Origin of the sequence: Amphritea balenae (assembly GCF_003858655.1) — a bacterium.
GTDB lineage: Bacteria > Pseudomonadota > Gammaproteobacteria > Pseudomonadales > Balneatricaceae > Amphritea > Amphritea balenae.
In genome coordinates, this window is the sequence record NZ_RQXV01000013.1 from 16514 (window position 1) to 41747 (window position 25234).

The following is a 25234-nucleotide window of genomic DNA, read 5'->3' on the forward strand; positions in this document are numbered from 1 at the left end:
GCTATGACCGAACAGGCGACTCAGAATCAGATCAATTTGAGCTATGACCCGGCAGAAGATCGGATTCTGATTAAAGCAACCGAGAAAGGTAAAGAGTATCGAGCCTGGTGGACCCGCCGTTTGGCATTGCGCATTTATAAACTCTTTGCTGAACATAGCTTTCCAACTGAGAATCAAGCAACGCATTTACAGCCTGAGCAGCAGCAGAATCTCGGCCATATGGAAAAACAAGGCGCTGTAGAGGACGCTGATTTTGCAACACCCTTTCAGGAGGATGCCAGTCATTATCCGCTCGGGGAAAATGGTATTCTGGTCCAGCGGGTTGATATTAAAACTGAAGGTAAAGTAGTTAAATTTATTATGCTACCGGCTGAAGGTGAAGGTATGACTCTGGCTCTGCCACCCGGACAGCGTTACTCATTTGAGCATATGCTACAGCGAGTGATGCAGGCTGGAGAGTGGATCACCACAACACCGCAAGATAGCGCCGGTAACCCACAAAGTCCCCGTATAGCTCACTAATTATTCTTGTTTAAGGCTGAATGCTCGGAGTTACACAGCGAGTGATCAGCCAGAACCTCCAATACCCGACACTGATGCTCATCTTCATAGTGACAGTTGTCTATCATTCGCTGCAACTCTGCCTCCATTGCCTGTAACTGAGCTATTTTCTGTTGCACATCGATCAAATGCTGTTTCGCTATCTGATCTGCCTGCAGGTGATCATCCAGACAGCAGCTGCACAGTTTCTGTAGCTGTTCTATCGCCGGAAGATCAAACCCCAGTTCCCGGGCGTGACGGATAAAGCGCAACAGGGTCAGATGCTGGCTGTTATAGCGACGCTGATTACCTGAGTTACGGTTGGCTGCGGGTAGTAACCCGCGTTCTTCGTACCAGCGAATAGTGGGTATTTTACAGTTGGTTAGTTTTGACAACTGGCCAATCGAATAGTCATTACTCATTCTTCTTTCACTTTTTTCAATTATCCCTTGAACCTCTAGTCACTAGAGACTTTATAGTATTGGTATTGATAAATATAGAATAGAAGTTTTTCTTATGTCCCACTGCTGCGCAAAGTCTACTTTTACAGGCCTGGATCCGGTTTATATACGCATACTCTGGCTGATCATCACGATTAACGGATTGATGTTCGGTGTCGAGATGGTCGCGGGTATTGCTGCTCAGTCCCAGGCACTGCAAGCGGATGCATTGGATTTTCTGGGCGATACCCTTAGTTATGGCATTAGTCTCTGGGCCATAGGTAAAGCGGTCTCTTTTCGAACCAATGCTGCCCTGTTCAAAGGTTTCAGCCTGCTGCTAATGTCCTGCTGGGTGACAGGCTCTACCATCTACCGGATTTTTGTTTTGAACAGTCCTGATGCGGTCACTATGGGGGGCGTTGCGATAGCCGCATTCATTGCAAACATGGTGAGTGTTCTGTTACTCATGCGCTATAAAGATGGTGATGCTAATGTACGCTCAGTCTGGCTTTGTAGTCGTAATGATGCCATTGGAAATCTGGTGGTTCTGATAGCTGCTTCAGGGGTGTGGTACTCAGATACGCCCTGGCCAGACCTGGCTACGGCTTTGATTATGGCAGGTTTATTCCTTTCTTCAGCCTGGCAGATTACCCGCCAGGCAGTGCTTGAAAAAAGAGCCTCAGGAGGTGCAGCACAAGGAGTGGATGAGCCTCCATCTCATCCGGCATCCGGGTGTGCATCAGAGCCTGGATTAGATAATCGTCATTCCGCAGAGTCTTAGTTAAGAGGTAGGCGACAAGGTTGGGAGCTGAGTCCTGAGTTACACAGGCTGCGAAGGGGGCTTCAGGGCCTGTGTAACCGATTACTCAGGGCTCATGCGACCGGGTTTCTGTTTTTGCTGCTCAGGCTTTTTATAGCCGGCGATTAGGGAGCCTGCCACTATCGCCAGACAGGCAATCCCCAGCGTCAGGCTGGCTTCTGCCAGCCCAGTCATAACCAGTAATAATGCTGAAATTAATGGGGCTGAATATGCGAGTACACCTAGTAATTGTAAATTGCCGTGTTTAATACCGTAATCCCAGGTGAAAAATGCGATACCCACGGGACCTATTCCCAGGCCTATAATGCCCAGCCATTGAGTGCTGGTTTCAGGCCATACTGTCGTCTCCCACAGCAGGTGGCAAAACAGAGCCAGAACAGCAGTCACTGCGCAGAACCATCCGACCGCGTCGGTGGTGACCTGTTTAACAAGGCGACTGAGGACAGAATAACCTGACCAGATAAAAGCACAGGCTAACGCCAACAGATAGCCTGTCATGTAATCAGCGTTATAGCTTCCATCATCTCCGATTAATAACCAACAACCATACAGGGCGAGAACGGCGCCGATAATGTGCTGTTTATACACTTTTTCATTAGGTAGTAAACCTGCGAGTAAAACGATAAGCAGTGGCCACATGTAGGCTAGCAGGCTTACCGTGACGGCCGGTGCTTTAGTCATCGCGATAAAGTAGCACAGGTGATAGCCAAAATAACCGCCAACCCCTAACAGCCACGCCAGCTTAGGTTGTCGGAGGTATCGTAAGCCTAAGTGTCCCTGACGCCACCATTTCATACTCATCAGCAGAAAGGCCAGAGTGAAGGTCATCGCCATTAGCTGAAACGGGGGGATACGGCCTTCCGTCAGACGGGTTAATAGCGCCAGGGTACCCCAGAGAAAGATCGAAATTGAGCCGATCAGTGTAGCCTGCAGTGTTGTGGATAACTTCATGAAATGACTCCGACAGTGATCAGCTCAGAGTAACAGTTGTTGCTTTCGGGGGCTTTGCCGTTATAGCGGAGTTATTTGCCGGAACGGCGAAAGTGACTGGGCGGGATATTAAAATGTTTACGAAATCGATCACTGAAAGCCGGCAGGCTGGTGTAACCGACCTTATCGGCCACCTGTTGAATGCTGAGTTGGTTCTGTTCCAGCAATTGCCAGGCTTGTTGCATGCGTTTCTCGATCAGATACTGCTGCGGAGTCATACCCAGTTGCTTACGAAACAATTCACTTAACTGGCGCGGGCTGAGGCTGGCGATGCCCGCAATCTGAGTAAGGCTGATAGCCTGATTGAAATGGTTATCCAGATAGTCCCGGGCGGTTGAAATACGGCGATCAATACTGGTTTTTTCGCCATGCTGTTCGTGTAAAAGTTGTATGAGCAGTAGCAACATCTGGCGCTGGCTACTGGTGGAGTTGCTTTGTTGTAATTGCTGTTGGAGGAAACAGACATACTGCATCAGGGCCGGATTAAGATTGATAAAAGCGGGTAAACGTTCCAGTTCCGGCGCCAGCAGATCAGGAATGTCGGCGACCACAAAGCAGTTATCGACTGATCCGGCAAAACCATGGCTCTCACCTGCTGCAACAATTGCGGCATGTTGACAGGAAACCTGACCGGAGCGTTGACCTACGGTCATATCCAGCTGTCCGGCAACCGGCAATACCAGCTGATGAAAATCATGCTGGTGGCTGTCAGTTTCTGCGCTATAGCTGCGCAAATCCAGGGTAAGGGTGTTTTGATCCATGTTACAGATTGTAACAGCCTTACCCTGACAAATATGCCGCGCAGGATAATCTGATTAGCTCATATACTCGCCGCCGTTAACCGACAGATTTGTGCCTGTGATATAGCCAGCCTCTTCTGCGGTCAGAAATGCCACGGCTCTGGCAATCTCTTCAGGCTGACCCAGACGTCCCACAGGAATGCCTGCAACAATAGACTCCAGTACATTTTCAGGTATCTGGCGTACCATCGGTGTATTGATAAAGCCGGGTGAAACAGCGTTTACGGTTACGCCCTTACGGGCACCTTCTTTAGCGATTGCTTTGGTAAACCCATAAATACCCGCCTTGGCAGCAGAATAGTTGGCCTGACCAAATTGCCCCTGTTCCCCGTTCAGGGAAGAGATATTCACAATTCGCCCGAAACCGCGGCTACACATAGCGTCAAACACCGGCTGACACATGTTATACATAGAATCCAGATTGGTACGTAGTACATCTTGCCACTGCTGCGGCTGCATCCGTTTAAGTGGTGCATCACGAGTTATACCTGCGTTATTAACCAGTACATCGATTGACCCCAGCTCTTTTTCTACTGCAGCTATGAAGCTACAGCAGTTATCGTAGTCAGTAACATCCAATGGGTAGATGGCTACCTCGTAACCTGCCGCTTGCATCGCTTGTTGCCATTCTTTTGCATCGGTATCAGTACCTGGCAGGTAGCTACCAGCAACTTTATGGCCCTGATCCACCATCGCTTTGCACATGGTTTCGCCCAGCCCACCACTGGCACCTGTTACTACTGCTATACGTTGAGTCATCTTGTTCTCCTGAAAATATTATTTTTATTGGATTCGCTAAGTTAAATTTTATTTGCCTGACCAGAATGTCGGTCTCAGGTCGCATATTTCAGCGCTCTTATTTATGAGCTTTGAGCAATGGCTTAAGATTCTGAGCCAGTGATACTTTGCCTTGCTGGTCATAATTCTGACTGCGGGCTTCAATATCGGGTAGCTGGTACAAATAGTTCACCATGATGCCGGCTGATTGCTGCAAACCTTTTATCGATGAGTCTGCCAGCCAGTTTAACTGGGCTATCTGAGCGCCATTACTCAGATGAAAATGAGCCACCGGATCTTTACTGAAGTGACTCCGGCCTTTGACCTGACTGAGGTAATGACAAGCCAGACTTAGTAATGAATCACGGCTTTCAGGTGATGGATTTTGTGTTTCTGAGTCTGAAGCTGACGTATCTTTATGTTGTAGCCACTGCTTTCCGCCAGGCAGTTGACTGAGTTCTGAGGTATCTAGTTGCTCCAGCCAGCGGCAGAACCCTGGCATTGGCGACAGGGTAGAAAACTGCTGTAGCTGAGGGTGTTCCTGCTGTAACCGTGCAACCACCCGTTTGATAAGAAAGTTACCAAAGCTGATACCTGCCAGGCCCTGTTGAGCGTTGGATATTGAGTAAAAAATGGCTGTGTCAGCTTGCTGTATATCTTGTAACGGCGCCGTTTCATCTAATAGCGCCTGAACATTATCAGCCAGCCCTTTGACCAACGCGACTTCAACAAATATCAGTGGTTCGTTGGGCATATTCGGATGAAAAAAGGCAAAACAACGGCGGTCAGAATCGAGTCGGTTTTTCAGGTCATCCCAGCTTTGAATCTCATGTACTGCTTCATAAGCGATCAGCTTTTCCAGAAGCTCAGCGCTGGATTGCCAACTGATCTCCTCCAGTTGTAGAAGGCCAATGTCAAACCAGCTAATCAATAAGCGTTTCAGGTCTGCTTCCAGTGCGCTGAGTTGGGGGTAAGATTTTTTCAATCGAAGCAGCTCGCTACGCATATCGACTAAAAATTTTACGCCCTCAGGTAAGCCATTAAATTGCGTAAGAAGCTTCATTCTGGCGGGATCCAGAGCTTCTCTAAGTTGCTGCTCGTATTGACCAGGAGCCGTCTTCCATAGCTGAAAACACTGCTCAACATGGTCATTGTCAATACCGTAACGTTCAGCCAGTAGCAGCAAAAAACGGCTACGTCCCTGCTCATTTAACATCAGGTAGCTGCGCCCCAGTATGACTGCACGGTTACGGGCGGTGACTTCATCACCTTCATGTAACAGGCAGCCATCCATCCATTTAATCAGCTGCTCCAGATCACTCTGTTCCAGCTCTGGACTAAGAGACAGCTCGCTGGAAGATCTGTTATCTGAACCGGCAGGCCAGATACGGCGCAGGTGACCTACAGTACGTGCCAGCAGGGTTGGAGCGTTTCTTGTTAAGGGGCTGATAGTCTGACTGGTCATGCTTTTCTCCCGGCCTGATATAAGGCTCTGCCGACATTTCGCTATTTAAGCTAGCAGGATATTTTAAAAAAACCAAGGGTTTTTACTTGGTTTTATAGGTATAAACCAGTATTGTTGATCCTATGCTTAGTCTTTAAACCCGGTTTATGGGTAAAAAAATAATAACTATTGAGGATATAGAGATGGATGATTTACACGGTTTTTACCTGGAAGATCTAACCGTTGGACAGACCGCCAGCTATGCAAAGACAGTGACCGAAGCTGATGTGGTGCTGTTTGCCGGAGTATCCGGGGATGATAATCCGGTGCATATTAATGCTGAGTATGCGGAACAAACGATGTTTGGTCAGCGTATTGTGCATGGCATGTTTAGTGCGGCGCTGATCTCAGCGGTATTAGGCACGCGGATGCCGGGACCCGGTGCTATCTATATCGATCAGCAGTTGAAGTTCAAGGCGCCGGTACATATTGGCGATACAGTGACGGCGACAGCAAAGGTATTGGAAATTAATGAGGAACGTCGTCGTGTAACCCTGGAAACTGTGTGTACGGTAAAAGGTAAAGTGGTTGCTGCCGGTGTTGCTACAAATATGGTCGATCGTCGTCCGGTTTGAATAGGAAGAAATAATATGCTGATTAATAAAGAAAAAAGTGCGCTGTTAGTGATTGATGTTCAGGCTAAGTTGCTACCGGGTGTGCATGAAAGTGAGCAGCTGGTAAAAGGCTGTCGTTGGTTGATGGAGCTGGCGCAGCTGGTCGGGGTGCCTGTACTGGGTTCAGAACAGTATCCACAAGGCGTAGGGCCGACCACTGATGAGTTGAAGAAGCTGTTACCGGCTGATGATTTTATCGGTAAGACCTATTTCTCCTGTGCGGACTCCCCTGAATGCAGTGCCCGTATTGATGCGATGGACCGGGAAGAGATCATTATCTGCGGTATGGAAGCTCATGCCTGTGTGATGCAAAGTGCTTTACGCCTGTTAGAGCAGGGTAAGAAAGTCTACGTGGTTGCCGATGCTATTTCTGCGCGTAATCCGGTAGATACTGAGTATGCGATTGCCCGGATGCGTGATGAGGGAGTCAAAATAGTAACCCGTGAAATGGTCGGTTTTGAATGGATGATGCGTTCTGATGTGCCGGAATTCCGGGATTTCAGTATGAAGTTTTTACGTTAATGAAGCTGTTGCGACTTGGCTATAGGTCGTTAAAAGTTCGCTCAAATTACTTTATTACATAAGTGAGCTGCGCTTTTTTACGATCTTTTACCTACTTTGGTGTGCGCTCATGGCGTATGAGAATTTTTTGACAAAAAAAGCGGGAAGCAGATATGGAAAATAAAAATAACAATCCGTACGAGATGGGGCTGGAGCAGAATAGTGCAAACTTCTCTGCACTGAGCCCGATCGGCTTTATCGAACGGGCAGCCAGTGTTTACCCGCAGCGTACAGCGGTTGTTTATGGTGATCTGAGACGTAGCTGGTCGGAAACCTATCAACGCTGTTTGCGCCTGGCGTCAGCACTGAGTAAGCGGGGTGTAGGGGTAGGTGACACGGTGTCTGCGGTTCTGCCAAATATTCCGGAGATGCTGGAGCTGCATTTTGCAGTGCCTATGCTTGGGGCGGTGCTGAATGCGCAGAATACCCGGCTGGATGCTGAAACAGTGAGCTTTATGCTGGATCATGGTGAAGCAAAGGTGTTGATTACTGATCGTGAGTTCTCCGCTACGGTGGGTAAAGCACTGAAAATGTCACAACAAAATCCGCTTGTTATCGATGTTGATGATCCACAGTTTGATGGGGGTGATCTGCTCGGCGAGCTGACCTATGAGCAACTGCTGGCTGAAGGTAAAAGTGACTTTCAATGGCAGCCGCCAGCAGATGAGTGGCAGGCGATTGCGCTGAACTATACCTCAGGCACAACAGGTAATCCTAAGGGCGTTGTGTACCATCACCGGGGTGCTTATCTGAATGCCATGAGTAATATACTGGGGCAGAATCTGCCGCCCCATGCGGTTTATCTCTGGACCCTGCCAATGTTTCACTGCAATGGCTGGTGTTATCCCTGGGCGGTGACCGCGGTAGCCGGAACCCATGTTTGTTTACGCCACCTGCTACCCGAAAAAGTGTTTCAGGCGATTGATAGTTATGGTGTGACTCACTTCTGTGGTGCCCCGGTGGTATTAAATATGCTGCTTAATGCACCAGATGAGGATAAGAAAGAGATAAATCATCCGGTGACGGTAACGACCGGCGGCGCAGCTCCACCGGCTTCTATCATCGAAGGGATGGAACAGTTGGGGATTCAGGTTGTGCATGCTTATGGCCTGACTGAAACTTATGGTCCCAGTGTGTTTTGCTCTTTTCAGGAAGACTGGGCACAGCTGCCGTTGCCTGAGAAGGCGGCGAAAATGGCCCGGCAAGGCGTTCGGGCTCCGGCGATGGATAGATTGATGGTGGCTAATCCTGTCACTTTAGAGCCAGTAGCGATGGATGGCCTTCAGATGGGGGAAGTCTTTATGCGGGGCAATACCCTGATGAAAGGCTACCTTAAAAACCCTTCAGCATCGGCGGATGCTTTTGAAGGGGGGTGGTTCCATACCGGTGATCTGGCGGTCTGGCATCCCGATGGATATATCGAAGTTAAAGACCGGTCTAAAGATGTGATTATCTCTGGCGGAGAGAATATCTCCACTATTGAAGTGGAAGATACGTTATTCCGGCATCCGGCCATTATGGAAGCCGCAGTCGTGGCGCAACCCGATGATCATTGGGGTGAAGTACCTTGTGCCATAGTGACGCTTAAACCGGAAGGGGAGGTGAGCGCAGCAGACATTATCAGCTTCTGTCGTGAAAATATGGCACATTTTAAGTGCCCTAAACGGGTGTTGTTTGCCGATCTGCCAAAGACCTCAACCGGTAAAGTCCAGAAATTTGCATTGCGTAATATGCTGCAGCAACTGGATGATTAAGCGCTGTTGCTGGCCGGATAGTTTGTGGATAACTGAACTGTCCGGGCAAGCTTGCTATGATCGGGGGGATCGATAATGTTTATGAGCCAACCACCTGAGAGTACCCGGATGAAATCGTCTGCAGACGAAGAGCAAAGCACCAGAGTATCAATGCCATCCGCAGATACAGAGCGCCATCGACTGCTTGCTGAGATGGCTGAACAGTCGACTGATATGATCTCCCGGCATACACCGGATGACTGGCGTTTTATTTACGCGTCTCCTGCAGTGACTCATCTGCTGGGCTATAGCGTTGACGAAATAGTCGGCATGTCTGCCTATGAACTCTATCACCCCGATGACGTGGAAGACTTCAAACGTCGCTCCCCTAGTGTCAGCTACGAACGGGGCCTGTATACCCATACCTATCGATTTCGTTGTAAAGATGGCCACTACACCTGGTTAGAAAGTACCAGTCGTTCGATTCGTGATGCAAAGACCGACGAGTTAAAAGAGATCTTAGTAGTATCCAGGGATGTGAGTCAGCGTATTAATGCAGAACAAGCGAATCGGCGCCTGGCCAGAGTACTTGAACATAGCAGTGATCTGGTTGCTTTTGTCACGCCGGATCATCGCGTGAGCCAGCTAAATGAGGCGGCCCGTGATGCGTTGGGGCTGGAGGTTTCTGCCCATGAATCTTTGCAGCTCACAGCACTCTTTACGCCTGAAAGTTATTCGTTGTTACAGCAGCAGGCTTTTCCTGAGGCCCATGATCAGGGGCGGTGGCAGGGAGAGGCCGAAATGTTCAGCCGTATCCATCAGCGGACTATTCCTGTCATGCTTGAGGTGTTGGCACACCGGAGTCTTGATAACCGGCTGGAGTACTTTTCCACGGTGGCCAGGGATATGACGGCGATAAAGCAGGCTGAAGCTAAGCAACAGCAGTATCAGCGCGAGATTGATCATGCTGCCCGACTGATTACTATGGGTGAGATGGCAACAGGGCTTGCCCATGAAATCAATCAACCTCTGACAGCGGTAGTAAACTATGTCCGGGGGATTCAGAGGCGGATGGAATATGACCGGGAATCGGCTTTGGGAGATATCGAACAACCATTAGAGCGGATCGGTAATACCGCTTTACGGGCGGGGGAAATTGTTCGTCAGATGATGGATTTCACCCGTAAAACAGATCCTGAATGGGAATTGTTAGAGCTAAATCCTATTGTTGATGATTTGATTGGTTTCTGTGGTAACGCAGCTAAACGGCATAATGTGCAGTTGATGAACCGCATTCCTGCTGGAATACCCGCGGTATATGCTGATCGTATTCAGCTGGAGCAGATTCTGCTGAATCTACTGCTAAATGGTATAGAGGCTTGTCATCGGGATGAGAATCAACCGGCTCTTATGGTGTGGCTGGAGGCTTCAATGGGGCGGGCGGATCAGGTTATAATTTCGGTGCAGGATCAGGGGCCGGGCTTGCCAGTGGATGATCCTGAACAGTTGTTTGAGCAGTTTTTTACCACTAAAGCTGATGGCTTAGGGATGGGGCTGGCGATTAGTCGCACGCTGATTGAACGGCATGGTGGACAACTTCAGGCAGAGAATTTACCTGATGTGGGCGCGAAGTTTAGCTTTGTTCTTTCTACAGAAGGAGCTTAAAACGCTTCAGATCTGAATCGGGCATTGCGGTTATTTATAAAAGACAGTTAAGGGCGATATGACTGAGCAGACAGTTTATGTAGTAGATGATGATGCCGATGTACGGGACTCTCTGCAGTGGTTGCTTGAATCGGTTGGTTTGAGCGTACGCGCCTATGAAAATGCTCAACAGTTCCTCGATGGTTATATCGCTGATTCTAGCGGCTGTATCCTGATGGATGTACGAATGCCGGGCCTAAGCGGTATCAGTGCGCAGAAGAAGCTACCGGATTACGGTATCGAGATGCCTCTGATTATGATCTCTGGTCATGGCAGCGTTGATATGGCGGTAACGGCCATGACTCAGGGAGCCCGTACCTTTATAGAAAAGCCCTTCAATGACCAGGTATTACTTGATCATGTGCAGCAAGCACTGGAGCAGGATCTGGCAAACCGTGCCAGTCAAAATCAGCTATTGGTAGTACAGCAAAACTATACCGCTTTGACTAAGCGTGAGCGACAGGTGTTTGAACAGGTTGCCAGAGGTCTGGCAAACCAGGAAATCGCAGATTTATTGGGTATAAGCCGTAAAACAGTTGAGGGTCACCGGGCCAATCTGATGAATAAAATGGCGGCGCAATCTCTGCCTGAGCTGATCCAGATGGCGATTAGTCTGGGGTTAATCACAGGTCTGGCGAGTCATTAATATCCAGTATGGAGGAACTGTTGTAGAGCATAGAACTGCTCTATTTTGATAGAGAATGGCCGCTTTCCCAGGCATGTATTGCCTGTTTTCGATCAGCTCCCCAACGATAATTACCGCTTTCGCCGCTCTCCCTTATTACCCTGTGACAGGGGATCAGAAAACCAATATGGTTAGCGGCGACAGCGCTGCCGATAGCCCGTTGAGCTTTAGGTGATCCGGTTGCCCGGGCCAGTTGTGAATAGGAGATAAGCTGTCCCTGCCCGGTATTAATCAACGCTTCCCAGACTTTTATCTGAAAGTTAGTGCCCCGTAGCAGTAGATGCAACTTACCGGGTTGCGGGGTCGCGGGGAATATTGTCTGACTTATATAATCGGCGCCATTGCTGTCTTCAATCACCGTGGCGTTTGGCCATTGATTCAGTAGCTCTTGCTGCTTTTCTGGCAAATCATGGCTAATAAAGGCGAGATAGCAGATCCCCCGGTCAGTCCAGCCAATGAGTGCGATGCCAAACGGGGTAGATGCCTGGCCGTAATTGAGTTGAACGCCATTGCCGCCGGATTTTATCTCGCCCGGCGTCATCGCTTCACAGCTGATCATCAGGTCATGTAGCCGTCCACTGCCCGACAGCCCTGCATCAAGCGCAGCAGACAGAGTATCGGTAGATTGCTGTAACGCCTGCTTGGCATGCTCTTTGGTGAGATACTGTAGAAAGCGTTTAGGCGAAATGCCTGCCCAGCTACTGAACAAACGTTGCAGGTGATACTCGCTCAGATTGACCGCGTCTGCTATCTCTGCAAGTTCTGGTTGCTGTTTGGCATGCTGACGAATGTAACAGATGGCGTCGGCAACGGTTTGATAGTGGCTATCTGTTTTGAGTTCAGACATTTGCAGTGGCCCTCCTGCGTAACAGTGCACGGGGATTAAAACCGGTAACCAGTGCGGTACCGGTAAGGATAATGCTACCCCCGAGTAAGGTATGCCAACCGACCGGTTCATTTAATAGCAGATAGCCCCAGAGCACACCAAAGATCGGGACCAGATAAACCACGGTCAGAGCGGAGGCGGCGCCGACTTCTGCGATCAGTCGGAAATAGAGCAGGTAGGCCACCCCGGTGCAGAAAATACCCAGCAGGATAACGGCACCGATTATGGTGCTGTCGCTGGTGGGTTGCGCAGGAAACAACGGTAACAGAGGGATTAGCAGGAACGTTGCGGCCCACATACTGCCGTGGGCATTGGCGAAGGGCTCAACGCTGGCTGCGCCCTGCGCATAAGTGCTGGCTATACCGTAACTGAAGGCGGCACCCAACGCCGTAATAACGGCAATACCTGAGCCAGGCAGTAGCAGGTTAGTATCAAATCCGAGTAGCAGGGCAACGCCAGCGATACCTAGTAATAATCCTATTATATTTTTCAGTGAGATTTTTGTCTTGAAACGCAGGGCGATCAGTACACTACCCCAGATCGGTGCCGTGGCATTGAGGATTGATAGCAGGGATGCGGATAGCGTCTGGGCAGCATAGGCTAACAGCAGGAACGGCAGGGCTGAGTTGAACCAGCCGAGCATAGCGTAGTGTTTCCAGTGTTTTCGCGTCTGCAGTTTTCGCTTCATTAGCAGCGCGACAGCCAGCAGAAACAGGGCTGCGAATAACAGTCTGAATTCAATCAGGATAGCCGGTCCGATGACAGGGGCGGCCATCCGCATGAATAGGAAGGAACCTCCCCAGAGAGCGGCCAGAAGCAGTAGCTGTAACAGACTTCGTAAACCCATAACAATCTTCCATAAATGTCATTACAAAATGATTAGCGGCTGTAGTGTGATCTTTTTTGGAGTCTTAGACTACCCGATTCTTGCGCAACGAAGGATTATTCGTTGATGAACATTTCTAAAAGATCATTCAGGAATAGACGGCCCTGTTCGGTAGGAGCGATGAGATTGCGATCATTGATTAAAAGGCCTTTATTTCGGGCCTGGGTTAGTAAAGGTTCGATCTGCTCAATACTAAGTCCGGTGCGTGGACTAAACATTGAGCTTTCTACGCCTTGTGTCAGCCTCAGAGCGTTCATCATAAACTCAAAGGGTAGTTCATCCCGGCTAATATCCTGTTCGCCGGATACCGGGTTGAGGGCGTCCATGTAAGCTTTGGGTTGACGCTTTTTCCAGCGTCGGCTAATGCGCTGCTGCTCTGGCCAGGTAGCTTTACCGTGGGCGCCGGCGCCGATGCCCAGGTAATCACCAAAACACCAATAGTTAAGGTTATGACGGGACTGACGGCCGGTCTGGCTATAAGCAGAGATCTCGTATTGGTTATAGCCGTTGGCGGCTAACAGGACCTGACCTTGTTCCTGAATTGCCCAAAGGGTTTCATCTTCCGGAAGTGTCGGTGGCCGGCTGAAAAATTCGGTGTTCGGTTCGATTGTCAGCTGATACCAGGACAGGTGTGTGGGCTGCAGATCAATTGCCAGTTGCAGGTCGTTGAGCGCTTGTTCAGGGGTCTGATTCGGTAGTCCATGCATCAGATCCAGATTAAAATTATCAAAGCCTATTTCGCGTGCTTTTGCTGCCGCATGCAATGCATCGCTACGATTATGGATACGGCCTAAATGCTGTAACTGGGCACTGTCGAAGCTCTGAATGCCGATGGATAAGCGGTTAACCCCGGCGGCTCTGAATCCGGCGAAACGCTCCTGCTCGAAGGTGCCCGGATTGGCTTCCATAGTAATTTCGGCATCTGCAGAAATAGGTGTCAGTTCACCAATTTTCTGTAAAATCTGGCTGATACCCTGAGCGTCAAATAGACTGGGAGTACCGCCCCCGATAAAAATTGTTTCAATCTCACGGCCCTGAACAGCTGCCAATTCTCCCTGCAGGTCCCTGATCAGGGCATCAATGTAACGCTGCTGAGGAATTTCACCGCTGATAGCATGGGAATTGAAGTCGCAATAGGGACACTTCCGCACGCACCATGGGATGTGGATATAAAGAGAAAGCGGCGGTAGTTGTAACATCTCAGAGATAGGCCTGAATTGTTCCAATTAACTGCTGCACCGCTTTACCCCGGTGGCTGAGTTGGTTTTTTTGCTCTGCTGGAAGTTCGGCAGAGGCTTTATCTAATTCGGGAATCAGAAAAAGCGGGTCGTAGCCGAAGCCATTCTCACCCCGTGGAGCCTCCAGTATCTGGCCTTCCCAGCTACCCTGACAGATCAGTGGTGTGGGATCTTCTGCATGACGCATAAACACCAGTACACAGCGGAAGCGGGCGCTACGCTCAGCGCCCTGTTTGCCTTCCAGCTGTTGTAACAGTTTGCGGTTATTATCGGCATCATTAGCATCGCTTCCTGAAAAACGGGCTGAATAGATGCCTGGCGCGCCTTGCAAGGCGTCCACTTCAAGGCCTGAATCATCAGCCAACGCCGGTAAACCGGTTAGCTGGCAGGCATGGCGGGCTTTAAGAATCGCATTTTCGACGAAGCTCAGGCCGGTCTCTTCGGCATCAGGAACCTGAAATTCAGACTGAGGCAGAACTTCAACGCCCAGCCCGCCCAGTACCTGATTAAACTCTTTCAGCTTGCCTTTATTGCCACTGGCCAGAACAATTTTTTGACTCATTGGTTTTCCTTAGTCGACGTAAAAGCGCTGCTCAAAATTGATTTCGTAAGCCGATGTGTTCGGATCCGGTTGTACCTGTAGGCTGAAACGCAGCACCTGATCATCGGTAAAGCCAAAGTCGCCGATATAATAGAGGGCATCGGTTTCCTCTACCTTACTGAAGTCCAGAGTCTGATTTTGTGAGATCAGATTGGTTACTTTGCCCTGTACTATTGCTGAGACAGCTTTAGCCGTGCCGTCAGCCTGCTTATGTAGTACTGAAACATTCAATAAACCGATAGTTTTACTACGTTTAATACCATAGGATTTGGCAACATTCGGTTGAATAAAACTACTATTAAAGGCGTTGTAATGGATGATGTAATCGCCATGAGCGACCATCTGTTCTGCCTGAACAGTACTGGTTAACAAGCCTGAAAACAGACCGATAAACAGCGTCAGAGCTGCTGTAAATCCTTTGCTCCAGAATTGCATTTTCATAACCTACTCCTTATCGGGTGATCCGGTAGATGGCGACTTCGCCGAGCATGTTTGGCCAGAGCCGGATCGACCAGTGATGTTTATGCTGATTATCCACTACAGTACGCTCAAGAATATGAATGTTGCGTTCCAGGCAGAGGTTTTCAAAATCCTTAAAGGTACAGAAATGGATATTGGGTGTGTTGTACCAAGTATAGGGCAGGAATTTTGAGACTGGCATTTTCCCGCGCAACGCCAGATACCCCCGCGCCCGCCAATGGCCGAAATTAGGAAAAGTAACAATACATTCTTTACCTATTCGCAGCATCTCATCAACAATCTGATCCGGACGGTGCATCACCTGTAACGCCTGAGTCATAATCACGGTATCGAAGCTGTTATCCTCGATACCTGCCAGGCCTTCATCGATGTTTTTTTCGATGACATTGACGCCCTTTTCGATACAGGCAGTAATATTGTCGTGACCGAACTCAACCCCATAACCGGTGATGTTTTTTTCCTGTTGCAGGTAACATAACAGTTCGCCATTACCGCAGCCCAGGTCCAGTACTTTACTCTTTGTTTTCACCCATTCCTGAATGATATCGAGATCTGCGCGCATTAGTTGGCCTCCTTACCTGTGGTTGGAATATCAGCGCCTACCCGTTGCATATAGGCGGCAAATATATCCATATAGCGAGGGTTGGGAATCAGGAAGGCATCGTGGCCATGATCTGAATCGATTTCGGCATAGCTAACCTGCTTCTCTGCTTCAACCAGTGCATCGGCAATCTCTCTGGACCTTTCCGGTGAGAAACGCCAGTCAGTCGTGAATGAGATCACCATAAATTTACATAATGCGCCTTCTAATGCGCTGGGCAGGCTGTGGTTGTAGTCGGCTGCCGGGTCGAAATAATCCAGCGCTTTGGTCATTAACAGATAGGTGTTGGCATCAAAGGCGGTAGAGAAACGCTCACCCTGATAACGCAGGTACGATTCAACCTCAAATTGCGGATTAAAGTCGTAGCTGATTTTACCTTCTCTGAGCTCGCGGCCAAACTTTTCCCGCATACCGTCATCAGACAGGTAGGTTATATGCCCCAGCATACGTGCCAGCATCAGTCCGGTTTTGGGGATCTGATTCTCTTCGTAATAATGGCCATTGTTAAAATCCGGATCGCGGGAGATCGCCTGACGAGCGACCTCATTGAATGCGATGTTCTGGGCGCTAAGCTTAGGTGCCGCAGCGATAACCATGCAGTGACGCAGGCGTTCAGGATAGTTAATCGACCACTGTAGTGCCTGCATGCCTCCCAAACTACCACCAACGATCGCAGCCCACTGCTGTATGCCAAAGTGGTCTGCCAGCCTGGCCTGACTTTCAACCCAGTCTGGAACAGTCATAAGGGGAAAGTCAGGGCCGTAAGGCTTACCGGTTTCAGGATTAAGGCTTTGAGGACCGGTAGATCCATGACAACCGCCCAGGTTATTCAGACCGATAACAAAGAACTTGTTGGTATCTATCGGCTTACCCGGGCCTATTGCTGAGTCCCACCAACCGGGTTTCTTATCTTCAGCGCTATGGTATCCGGCCAGATGGTGGTTGCCCGACAGGGCATGACACACCAGTATGGCATTGGATGCATCCGGGTTTAGTTCGCCATAGGTTTCGATAACCAGATCATAGTTTTCCAACGTCTGACCGCAGGCCAGCGCCAGAGGCTGATCAAAATGTATAGTCTGTGGTGTAACAATACCAACAGAGTCTTGAGGAATAGATTGAGGCATAATTCTCACTTAAAGCAGATAACACGGAATAGAAGGTAGAGTCTGTTATCGCGCTTCACATCTCGTATAACAGAGCCTGACTATCCAAAATCAGATAGCCGGTAGGGCGATAGTTATGTTGAGAATGATGTTTCACTTTATTGTTGCTCAATCTTTAATGGATCGGAATAGTCTATCAGATGGGCTCAGGCTTTGCCCTCTGGCGGCGACAGTGAGATATGAATTCTAACCTTATTATCGGACTGGTCAGACTATTATCTCGCTGCCTGGGCCGGAACTGACTCAGAGAAGAAACTGAGTCAGACTAGTCAGCTGGCTGCGGGCGATCTGAATGACAATAAAAATCAGAATCGGAGACAGATCCAGTCCACCTAATGACGGAATTACCTTACGGGCCAGGCTAAACACAGGTTCGGTCAGCTGTGTAATTAGTTGTGGGCCTGGGTGATAACTACCCGGAGCAACCCAGCTGATAATCACTGAACCGATAACCGCATAGAAATAGATTGTTAGTATAGTATCCAATACGCTGACGAAGGATATGACCAGAACCGCGGACAGGTTTTCACCGATCCCCTGACCTTTAAATATCAGGATCAGGAACCAGCTGAGCAGATGCACCAGAAATGCCAGCAGCAGGGGTGAAAGATCGATATTGCCCGGACGTGGCACTAGCTTTTGTAGCGGTGCCAGGGGGGCTGATGTGATTTTAACTACCGCCTGGGAAATGGGGTTGTAGTAGTCTGCTTTGGCAATTTGCAGCAGAAAACGTAACACCACAAGAAAAGCGTATAGTTGGCCAAACAGTTGAATTATTGAGCTCAGAGGATCTTGTCCCATAGCTAGTAAATCCCGTAACAGATTAAAAAATCAGTAAGTTATCAGAGTATAGTGGCTTTCGGCGGTTCTATGAACCACCTTTATACTCTGTTTTAGCATCTCACAGGAAACTTATTTACCCAGCTCTTTGGCCAGCGCTTCGGAGCGATCACTACAGGCCTGCATTCCCTGGGCAATAATCTCTGGTAACCCCTGTTCGGTAAAGGTTTTAATTGCCTGCTCAGTGGTACCTTTTGGTGACGTGACTCTGCGGCGTAGTTCTGCCGGACCGACATCACTCTGACGTGCCATCTCAGCAGCGCCCTGAGCGGTCTGAATCGTCAGTTGTTGAGCAACTTCACGACTCAATCCCAGTTTCTCACCCGCAGCCACCATCGCTTCCATCACCATGAAGTAATAGGCAGGACCACTACCGGACACGGCCGTCACTGCATCAAGCTGAGCTTCAGTTTCAACCCATACGGCAATACCGGTAGCCTGCATGATTTCGCTGGTTTGCTGACGCTGCTGCTCTGTTACTGCTGCATTTGCATATAATCCACTGGCACCCAGCTTAACCAGTGCCGGGGTGTTCGGCATACAACGGACTATTGCCAGCTGTCCGCCAAGCCAGCTATCCAGGCTATTACATAGAATCCCTGCCGCTACAGATACGATAAGTGGTTGGTGTTTTTGTACTGCGGCAGCCATATCCTGGGCAACGACTTTAAGCATCTGGGGTTTGACTGCCAGAATAACGATATCAGCAGCAGCTACCGCAGCATCATTATCTGTGGTGGTATTGAGCCCCTGTTGCTGCAGATCGCTCAATTTTTCCGGGTTAGTGCCGGTCGCCCAGATTTTTTCTGCCGGATAGCCGTTGTTGATCAGACCACCCATGATTGCCCGGGCCATATTGCCAGCGCCGATAAAAGCCAGTGTCGGTTGTGTGCTCACTTAATAATTCCTGATTCTGTTAGGTCACTTATGACCATTCGTTAAATTTTGTTGCTGTAATCCCGCGGGCCGAACAGTGCTGTACCTATTCTAACCATGGTCGAACCTTCTGCTATGGCAGCATCCATATCACCGGACATGCCCATCGATAACGTATCTAAAGGCTGTTGCGGGAGTTGTTCTTGTAGTTGTAGCAGCAGTGCCTGCATCCGGGCAAAAGGGATACGTTGCTGTTCAGGGTCTTCGCAGTTCGCAGGTATCGCCATCAATCCCCGTAATCTGATATTGGGCATTGCGGCAATCTGTTCTGCCAGTTTTGGCAATTCAGCTGGAATAATCCCCGATTTACTCTGTTCTTCACTTATATTGATCTGCAAGCAAATGTTCAGGGGAGGCAAACTGTCAGGACGCTGATCATTCAGGCGTTGGGCAATTTTTAGCCGGTCTACACTGTGGACCCAACTGAAATTTTCAGTAATAGAGCGGGTTTTGTTGGACTGAATCGGGCCGATAAAGTGCCAGCAGATATCGTTGCCCTGCAATAGTTTAATTTTATCCAGTGCTTCCTGCAGGTAGTTTTCGCCAAAGTGGCGCTGTCCTTCCTGCCATAACTGCATCAGTTCTTCTGACTGGCGGGTCTTGCTAACAGCCAGTAATGTCACCTCATCGGGATTTCGGTGCGCATTTTGTGCTGCAATGTTGATTTTGGAACAGATTATACTGAGGTTATTTGCTATGTTTGTCATATGGTTATATCTGGCGATAGCTAAGGTTACATCTTATAACAAGATGAGTGCGTTAACCGTATCTGATTACGGTCGTTATATTAATAGAGAACACAGACTCCAGAGACATTATGGATATTACAGAACTCTTATCTTTTACGGTACAGCAAGGAGCATCGGATCTTCACCTGACAGCGGGTATGCCTCCCGTAATCCGGGTGGATGGAGAAGTACGCAGGATCAAATTACCCTCTCTGGAACATAAACAGGTTCATACGCTTATCTATGACATCATGAATGATAAGCAGCGTAAAGATTATGAAGAGCGCTATGAAACTGACTTTTCATTTGAAGTGCCGAAACTGGCCCGTTTTCGTGTTAACGCATTCAATCAGAATCGCGGTGCTGCTGCGGTATTCCGGACTATCCCCAGTAAAGTGTTAACCATGGACGACCTGGGTATGGGTAAGGTATTTCAGGACCTGTCTGAAAAGCCCCGTGGTCTTGTGCTGGTCACCGGTCCGACAGGTTCAGGTAAGAGTACCACGCTGGCAGCGATGGTTGACTATATTAATGAGACCCGCAACGAGCACATCCTGACCATTGAAGATCCGATAGAATTTGTTCATAACAGTAAGAAATGCCTGATAAACCAGCGCGAAGTACATCGTGATACGCTGGGCTTTGATGAAGCTTTACGTTCAGCTCTGCGTGAAGATCCGGATGTCATCCTGGTGGGTGAGATGCGAGACCTGGAAACTATTCGTCTGGCGCTGACGGCTGCTGAAACCGGTCATCTGGTGTTTGGTACTTTGCATACCACCTCAGCAGCTAAAACCATTGACCGTATTATCGATGTATTCCCTGCCGCGGAGAAGTCGATGGTGCGCTCGATGTTATCAGAATCACTACAGGGTGTTATCTCGCAAACCCTGCTAAAGAAACCTAAAGGTGGGCGAATTGCTGCCCATGAGATTATGGTGGGTACCCCGGCAATTCGTAACCTGATACGTGAAGATAAAGTGGCACAGATGTACTCTGCAATTCAGACCGGATCGGCATTTGGTATGACCACCCTGGATCAGACTCTGACTGAGTTGTTGCAGAAAGGCCTGATCAGTCGTGAAGCGGCCCGAGAAAAAGCGATGATGCCGCAGAACTTCTAACGACGGAGCGTATATTTTGGATATTACTCAACTACTTAAGGTCATGATTGACCGGAATGCCTCAGACCTGTTTATAACGGCGGGAGCCCGGCCAAGTATTAAAGTGGATGGCAGTATTAAACCACTGACGAAGGAGTCGTTGAAACCGGCACAAGCCCGCTCGCTTACCTACAGTACGATGAATGACAGGCAGTTGTCTGAGTTTGAAGGGAGTAAGGAGTGTAACTTTGCCATCAGTGCGCCGGGTATCGGTCGCTTCAGGGTATCGGCGTTCTTCCAGCGTAACTCGCCGGGTATGGTGTTACGCCGGATCAATACCCGTATACCCTCGTTGGAAGAACTGAATTTGCCGCCAGTGCTTAAAGATCTGGCGCTGACCAAGCGGGGTTTGATTCTGTTCGTGGGTGGCACCAGCACGGGTAAATCGACCTCTCTGGCATCGATGATTGATTACCGTAATACCAATACCGCGGGCCATATCATCACCATTGAAGATCCAATTGAATATATTCATGAGCACAAGCAGAGTGTTATTACTCAGCGAGAGGTGGGTCTGGATACAGAATCATTCGAAGTTGCTCTGAAAAATACCCTGCGTCAGGCGCCGGATGTGATACTGATGGGTGAGATTCGAAGTGCCGATACGATGGGCTACGGTCTGACCTTCGCAGAAACCGGTCACCTCTGTATGGCTACCCTGCATGCTAATAATGCTAACCAGGCATTAGACCGGATAATTAGTTTCTTTCCCCCAGAGCATCATGCTCAGATCTGGATGGATCTGTCGCTCAACTTGAAAGCGATTATTGCGCAGCAATTGGTGCCCACTAAAGATGGTAAAGGGCGTCGGGCTATTATAGAGGTTCTGATTAATACGCCGCTAATGCAGGATCTGATCCGTAAAGGAGAGGTTCATGAGCTCAAAGAGGTGATCAAAAAGTCGACCAATCTGGGTATGCAGACCTTCGATCAGGCGCTGTATAACGAGTATAAAGATGGCAATATTAATTATGATGTTGCTATTGCTCATGCTGATTCACCGAACGATCTACGGCTGATGATTAAGCTTAATTCTGAAACTAACCCCGATATTGATAGCGAAGAAGATACTGGTTTCTTCCTGCAGGACGACGAAGACTTCCTGCATAATGAAGGTTCGCTGGATGTGAAAGGGATGTAGGATCCTGAGCCCGAACTTGAAATAAAAAAATGGCGCCCTGAGGCGCCATTTTTTATTACACTGCTTAACTGTATCGGAAGCTTTAGCTTTGCTGGAACACTATCTGACCTTCCAGCAAGGTGTAATGCACGACACCTTTCAATGGATAGTTCAGGAACGGTGTATTGATACCTGCAGAACGGCAATTCTGCTCTGTTAACATCCACTCCTGCTCAGGATTGAAGATACAGATATCTGCACTTGAACCCGGTTGCAGAGCGCCTAGTTCGGTGCCCAACACCGCCGCGGGTCCTGCGGTTAGCTTATGTAACATCTGAGGCAAAGATATGAGTTCCTGCTCAACCAGCATCAGTGAAAGCGATAACAGGGTTTCGACACCGGTCATACCCGACTCAGTGGCTGCGAACGGTGCTTGCTTAGCTGCCAGTTCGTGGGGCTGGTGGTCGGAACAGATCGCCTGGAAGCCATCGGCCAGCAGCGCCTGGCGCAGACCCGCGCGGTCCAGCTGGCTGCGCAGTGGTGGAATCAGGTGGAAGTTAGGGTCAAAACCGCTGACGTTTTCATCGGTGAGTAGCAGATTTTGAATAGCAATATCCGCTGTTACATTGAGCCCTCGTTCCCGGGCATCCATAACCATCTTGACGGAACGTTCACAGGACAGCTGACCGAAGTGGGCTCTGACGTCAGTCTGCTCAATCAGTAACAGGTTGCGGGCAACTTCAATTGTTTCGGCACTTTCAGGGATACCATTCAGGCCTAGCCGGGTACAGGTTGTGTCATCGTGCATGGCACCATCGGCGGCCAGATCGGCATCCTGTGGCTGGAAAATGACCAGCAGATTGTGGGTGGCGGCATATTCCAGACAACGAACCAGAATTAATGAACTGCGAATCGGTTCGCGGACATTGCTAAAACCGATACATCCGGCCTGACTCAGGGCGTGCATCGGACTTAGCTGTTCACCTTGCAGACCCTGCGTCAGTGCACCCATCGGTAATACCCGGGTATTACCCGCAGCTTTTGCGCGATCCTGGATCAGATCAACCACGGCGGTGTTATCCGCAATCGGTTTAGTGGTCGGTGGCGTGCAGATGGTGGTGATACCCCCGGCTGCAGCTGCCGCGGTTTCACTGGCGATGGTGCCTTTGCGGGTATAACCCGGTTCGCGCAGCTGTGCGCACAGGTCGATAAGCCCTGGACTGACAACCAGACCCGTGGCGTCAATTACCTGGTCAGCATTGAAGTCAGCAGGAGTCTCTCCGAGTGCGGCAATTTTTCCGGCACTGATAAAAACACTGGTTATCTGATCCAGGTCGTTAGCAGGATCAATAACGCGGCCATTTTGAATCTCAATATTCATGGTCATTCGCCTGTTTCACTCTGTCGCTCTGCTTGCTGTTCAGTCATCTGACCACCCATCGACATCGACATCACCGCCATACGAACGGCAATGCCGTTGGTGACCTGTTTCAGAATCATCGACTTTGGCCCGTCAGCGACGGCGGTTTCGATCTCGACACCACGATTGATCGGTCCCGGATGCATCACAATAGAGTCCGGATGGGTCAGCTTGAGTTTTTCTTCAGTCAGACCGTATAGTTTATAGAATTCTGCTTCACTGGGGAGAAGGGCGCTCTGCATACGCTCCTTTTGCAGACGTAACATCATCACTACATCAACGTCTTTCAGGCCCTGATTCATATCAGTAAAGACTTTTACGCCCAGTGCTTCGATATGGCGGGGTAACAGTGTAGTCGGGGCGATGACTCTTATCTCCGCCGCGCCTAATGCCCGCAGGGCATGAATCTGGGAGCGAGCTACCCTGGAGTGAAGTATGTCACCAACAATGGCGACAATCAGTGGTTCAAATGAACCTTTGTGCTGACGGATAGTGAGCATGTCCAACATCGCTTGTGTCGGGTGTGCATGACGGCCATCGCCAGCGTTAATTACCGCTACATTCGGGGTTACGTTAGCGGCGATATAATGCGCTGCACCGCTATCTGAATGACGCACTACAAACATATCCGAGTGCATCGCTTCCATTGTCATCAGGGTGTCTTTAAGGGTTTCGCCTTTAGAGGTTGATGAGGTTTTGATGTTCAGATTCAACACATCGGCAGACAGGCGCTTGGCCGCTAGCTCAAAAGTGCTTGCGGTACGGGTGCTCGCCTCAAAAAACAGGTTTACTACCGTCTTACCCCTTAGCAAAGGTACTTTCTTAACCTGTTGGGCGCTCATATCCACAAATGAGTCAGCGGTGTCCAGGATCTCTGTAAGCAGCTCCCGGCTTAACCCTTCGGTGGTAAGGAAGTGTTTTAACTGTCCGGCATTGTTGAGCTGGATCAGATTTGGATCTTGTTGTTCAAACATATCAGTTCCGGCAGTAGGGTTAAGGGTTAGACTTCTTTCGGATCTCCAGAGATAAAGGCTCCGGGCCTGTCAGTTTAACCTGTTCATCATCGGCCAGCGCCAGGGTATCACCTATCACATCTGCCTGAATGGGCAGTTCCCGACGGCTCAGGTCTAACATGGTTACAAGTGTAATAGAGGCAGGGCGACCATAATCAAACAACTCATTCATCGCTGCGCGAATAGTCCGGCCGCTCATGATGACATCATCGACTAAAATGATATGTCGGCCTTCAGTAGCGCTGGGCAAAACCGATGGCTGTACCTTTGGATTAAGGCCCGCACGGGAGAAATCATCCCGATAGAATGAGATATCCAGCGTGCCCAGTGGACCAGAAATGTCCAACTGTTGATGCAGATGCTCCGCTAGCCAGACACCTCCGGTACGAATTCCTATCATCATTGGGTTTTCAATTCCGCGTACCTTAACCAGGTTGCGCAGATCAGTGGCCATTTTGTCTAACAGGTTATCTACTTTAATGACGCCCGATACCATAGAGGTCCTCCAGTCGGGTTTCACTGGATATTAGCTGGTCTGATTCAAACCAGCTTTCCAGAATCAGTTGAGCGGCAATTCCGTCAACCGAGTTTTCTTTAAAATTAGTGCTGCCACCCCGGGCCAGACTGATCTGTTTTGCTTCCCGGGTCGAGAGGCGCTCATCAATCAGATAGCAGGGGACTTTGCAGCGTTCTTTGATTCGGTTAGCGAATTTACGGGCCCGACGGGACATATCACTGATACTGCCATCCATATTTAATGGGATGCCGACGACCAGCGCAACAGGCTGCCATTCAGTGATCAGTGCTTCAATCAGTGACCAGTCGGGAATGCCATCACGGGCATTTATCGGAGCTAAGGGAGATGCGGTACCAGTAATAGGCTGTCCGGCGGCAATGCCGATTCGGGTGGTACCAAAGTCAAATCCAATAACGGGACCTGTTATTGTGTTCATTCCGCTTCTTAATCCTGGTTAGCGGCACAGAAGAG

General features: G+C 49.4%; 28 protein-coding genes. 9 read left to right on the top strand and 19 right to left on the bottom strand.

The genetic code is table 11. From position 1 onward, the window contains the following. Positions 1-3: 3 nt before the first annotated feature. The gene (locus tag EHS89_RS18335; protein ID WP_124927625.1) at positions 4-522 is read left to right on the top strand and encodes a hypothetical protein; all 519 of its coding nucleotides are present in this window, start codon (positions 4-6) and stop codon (positions 520-522) included. Here EHS89_RS18335 and EHS89_RS18340 read toward each other — a convergent pair. Further along, positions 519-962, bottom strand: coding sequence for a MerR family transcriptional regulator (locus tag EHS89_RS18340; protein WP_124927626.1), 444 nt, complete (start codon positions 960-962; stop codon positions 519-521). The two genes, EHS89_RS18335 and EHS89_RS18340, sit on opposite strands and share 4 nt — an antisense overlap. 94 nt (positions 963-1056) lie before the next feature. On the opposite strand from EHS89_RS18340, the gene EHS89_RS18345 reads away from it, so the two are divergent. After that, positions 1057-1761: a cation efflux transmembrane domain-containing protein gene (locus EHS89_RS18345; RefSeq protein ID WP_124927627.1), complete on the top strand. Its 705-nt coding sequence runs from the start codon at positions 1057-1059 to the stop codon at positions 1759-1761. A gap of 81 nt (positions 1762-1842) precedes the next feature. On the opposite strand, the gene yddG is transcribed toward EHS89_RS18345, so the two are convergent. The 4 genes from yddG to EHS89_RS18365 all read right to left on the bottom strand — a co-directional run bounded on the left by yddG (position 1843) and on the right by EHS89_RS18365 (position 5832). Next, positions 1843-2751: an aromatic amino acid exporter YddG gene (gene yddG, locus EHS89_RS18350; RefSeq protein ID WP_124927628.1), complete on the bottom strand. Its 909-nt coding sequence runs from the start codon at positions 2749-2751 to the stop codon at positions 1843-1845. 71 nt (positions 2752-2822) lie between these two features. Continuing rightward, entirely contained in the window at positions 2823-3551 is a 729-nt protein-coding gene (locus tag EHS89_RS18355) for a helix-turn-helix domain-containing protein (RefSeq protein WP_170167549.1), read from the bottom strand. Between the two features lie 54 nt (positions 3552-3605). After that, complete coding sequence (gene phbB, locus EHS89_RS18360) at positions 3606-4349, bottom strand: acetoacetyl-CoA reductase (protein ID WP_124927630.1); 744 nt, start codon at positions 4347-4349, stop codon at positions 3606-3608. A gap of 97 nt (positions 4350-4446) precedes the next feature. Further along, the gene (locus EHS89_RS18365; protein WP_124927631.1) at positions 4447-5832 is read right to left on the bottom strand and encodes a malonyl-CoA decarboxylase; all 1386 of its coding nucleotides are present in this window, start codon (positions 5830-5832) and stop codon (positions 4447-4449) included. A 182-nt stretch (positions 5833-6014) separates the two neighbouring features. On the opposite strand from EHS89_RS18365, the gene EHS89_RS18370 reads away from it, so the two are divergent. The 5 genes from EHS89_RS18370 (at position 6015) to EHS89_RS18390 (ending at position 11129) form a co-directional block, all read left to right on the top strand. Continuing rightward, a complete protein-coding gene (locus EHS89_RS18370; RefSeq protein WP_124927632.1) occupies positions 6015-6446 on the top strand; it encodes a MaoC family dehydratase in 432 nt (143 codons plus the stop codon). A gap of 15 nt (positions 6447-6461) precedes the next feature. Next, on the top strand, positions 6462-7007 hold the full coding sequence (locus tag EHS89_RS18375) for a hydrolase (RefSeq protein WP_124927633.1): 546 nt from the start codon (positions 6462-6464) through the stop codon (positions 7005-7007). Positions 7008-7159: 152 nt separating this feature from the next. After that, positions 7160-8800 (top strand): acyl-CoA synthetase, encoded by a 1641-nt coding sequence (locus EHS89_RS18380; RefSeq protein ID WP_124927634.1) that lies wholly within the window; start codon positions 7160-7162, stop codon positions 8798-8800. 81 nt (positions 8801-8881) lie between these two features. After that, positions 8882-10444, top strand: a complete 1563-nt coding sequence (locus tag EHS89_RS18385) for a PAS domain S-box protein (RefSeq protein ID WP_124927635.1) — start codon at positions 8882-8884, stop codon at positions 10442-10444. 58 nt (positions 10445-10502) lie between these two features. Continuing rightward, positions 10503-11129 (top strand): response regulator transcription factor, encoded by a 627-nt coding sequence (locus EHS89_RS18390; RefSeq protein ID WP_124927636.1) that lies wholly within the window; start codon positions 10503-10505, stop codon positions 11127-11129. A gap of 40 nt (positions 11130-11169) precedes the next feature. Here EHS89_RS18390 and EHS89_RS18395 read toward each other — a convergent pair whose 3' ends face one another. From EHS89_RS18395 to EHS89_RS18440, 10 genes are all read right to left on the bottom strand, one after another. After that, positions 11170-12015, bottom strand: coding sequence for a methylated-DNA--[protein]-cysteine S-methyltransferase (locus tag EHS89_RS18395; protein WP_124927637.1), 846 nt, complete (start codon positions 12013-12015; stop codon positions 11170-11172). Next, the gene (locus tag EHS89_RS18400) at positions 12008-12901 is read right to left on the bottom strand and encodes a DMT family transporter (protein WP_124927638.1); all 894 of its coding nucleotides are present in this window, start codon (positions 12899-12901) and stop codon (positions 12008-12010) included. The genes EHS89_RS18395 and EHS89_RS18400 overlap by 8 nt, the downstream gene beginning before the upstream one ends. A 95-nt stretch (positions 12902-12996) precedes the next feature. After that, entirely contained in the window at positions 12997-14139 is a 1143-nt protein-coding gene (gene hemW / locus EHS89_RS18405) for a radical SAM family heme chaperone HemW (RefSeq protein ID WP_124927639.1), read from the bottom strand. 1 nt (position 14140) lies between these two features. Then, positions 14141-14740 (bottom strand): XTP/dITP diphosphatase, encoded by a 600-nt coding sequence (locus EHS89_RS18410; RefSeq protein ID WP_124927640.1) that lies wholly within the window; start codon positions 14738-14740, stop codon positions 14141-14143. Between the two features lie 9 nt (positions 14741-14749). Next, entirely contained in the window at positions 14750-15220 is a 471-nt protein-coding gene (locus EHS89_RS18415; protein ID WP_124927641.1) for a DUF4426 domain-containing protein, read from the bottom strand. A gap of 10 nt (positions 15221-15230) precedes the next feature. Beyond that, positions 15231-15821 (bottom strand): methionine biosynthesis protein MetW, encoded by a 591-nt coding sequence (metW, locus tag EHS89_RS18420; protein ID WP_124927642.1) that lies wholly within the window; start codon positions 15819-15821, stop codon positions 15231-15233. Then, positions 15821-16987 carry a homoserine O-succinyltransferase MetX gene (gene metX / locus EHS89_RS18425; protein WP_124927643.1) on the bottom strand — a complete coding sequence of 389 codons (1167 nt, stop codon included), beginning with the start codon at positions 16985-16987 and terminating at the stop codon, positions 15821-15823. The genes metW and metX overlap by 1 nt, the downstream gene beginning before the upstream one ends. A gap of 282 nt (positions 16988-17269) precedes the next feature. Beyond that, on the bottom strand, positions 17270-17827 hold the full coding sequence (locus EHS89_RS18430) for a YggT family protein (RefSeq protein ID WP_124927644.1): 558 nt from the start codon (positions 17825-17827) through the stop codon (positions 17270-17272). A 111-nt stretch (positions 17828-17938) separates the two neighbouring features. Then, entirely contained in the window at positions 17939-18763 is an 825-nt protein-coding gene (proC, locus tag EHS89_RS18435; RefSeq protein WP_124927645.1) for a pyrroline-5-carboxylate reductase, read from the bottom strand. A 41-nt stretch (positions 18764-18804) separates the two neighbouring features. Continuing rightward, the gene (locus tag EHS89_RS18440) at positions 18805-19509 is read right to left on the bottom strand and encodes a YggS family pyridoxal phosphate-dependent enzyme (RefSeq protein ID WP_124927646.1); all 705 of its coding nucleotides are present in this window, start codon (positions 19507-19509) and stop codon (positions 18805-18807) included. 110 nt (positions 19510-19619) lie between these two features. On the opposite strand from EHS89_RS18440, the gene EHS89_RS18445 reads away from it, so the two are divergent. Then, on the top strand, positions 19620-20654 hold the full coding sequence (locus EHS89_RS18445) for a type IV pilus twitching motility protein PilT (RefSeq protein WP_124927647.1): 1035 nt from the start codon (positions 19620-19622) through the stop codon (positions 20652-20654). 13 nt (positions 20655-20667) lie between these two features. Continuing rightward, positions 20668-21834, top strand: a complete 1167-nt coding sequence (locus EHS89_RS18450) for a PilT/PilU family type 4a pilus ATPase (RefSeq protein WP_444541815.1) — start codon at positions 20668-20670, stop codon at positions 21832-21834. Positions 21835-21916: 82 nt separating this feature from the next. Here EHS89_RS18450 and EHS89_RS18455 read toward each other — a convergent pair whose 3' ends face one another. Genes EHS89_RS18455 through ruvX form a run of 4 tightly spaced genes read right to left on the bottom strand, consistent with a single transcriptional unit; the run spans position 21917 to position 25199 of the window. Beyond that, positions 21917-23194, bottom strand: coding sequence for a dihydroorotase (locus EHS89_RS18455; protein ID WP_124927649.1), 1278 nt, complete (start codon positions 23192-23194; stop codon positions 21917-21919). Positions 23195-23196: 2 nt separating this feature from the next. Continuing rightward, the gene (locus EHS89_RS18460; RefSeq protein ID WP_124927650.1) at positions 23197-24207 is read right to left on the bottom strand and encodes an aspartate carbamoyltransferase catalytic subunit; all 1011 of its coding nucleotides are present in this window, start codon (positions 24205-24207) and stop codon (positions 23197-23199) included. Between the two features lie 19 nt (positions 24208-24226). Beyond that, positions 24227-24742: a bifunctional pyr operon transcriptional regulator/uracil phosphoribosyltransferase PyrR gene (pyrR, locus tag EHS89_RS18465; RefSeq protein ID WP_124927651.1), complete on the bottom strand. Its 516-nt coding sequence runs from the start codon at positions 24740-24742 to the stop codon at positions 24227-24229. After that, positions 24723-25199: a Holliday junction resolvase RuvX gene (gene ruvX / locus EHS89_RS18470; RefSeq protein WP_124927652.1), complete on the bottom strand. Its 477-nt coding sequence runs from the start codon at positions 25197-25199 to the stop codon at positions 24723-24725. The genes pyrR and ruvX overlap by 20 nt, the downstream gene beginning before the upstream one ends. Positions 25200-25234: the final 35 nt, after the last annotated feature.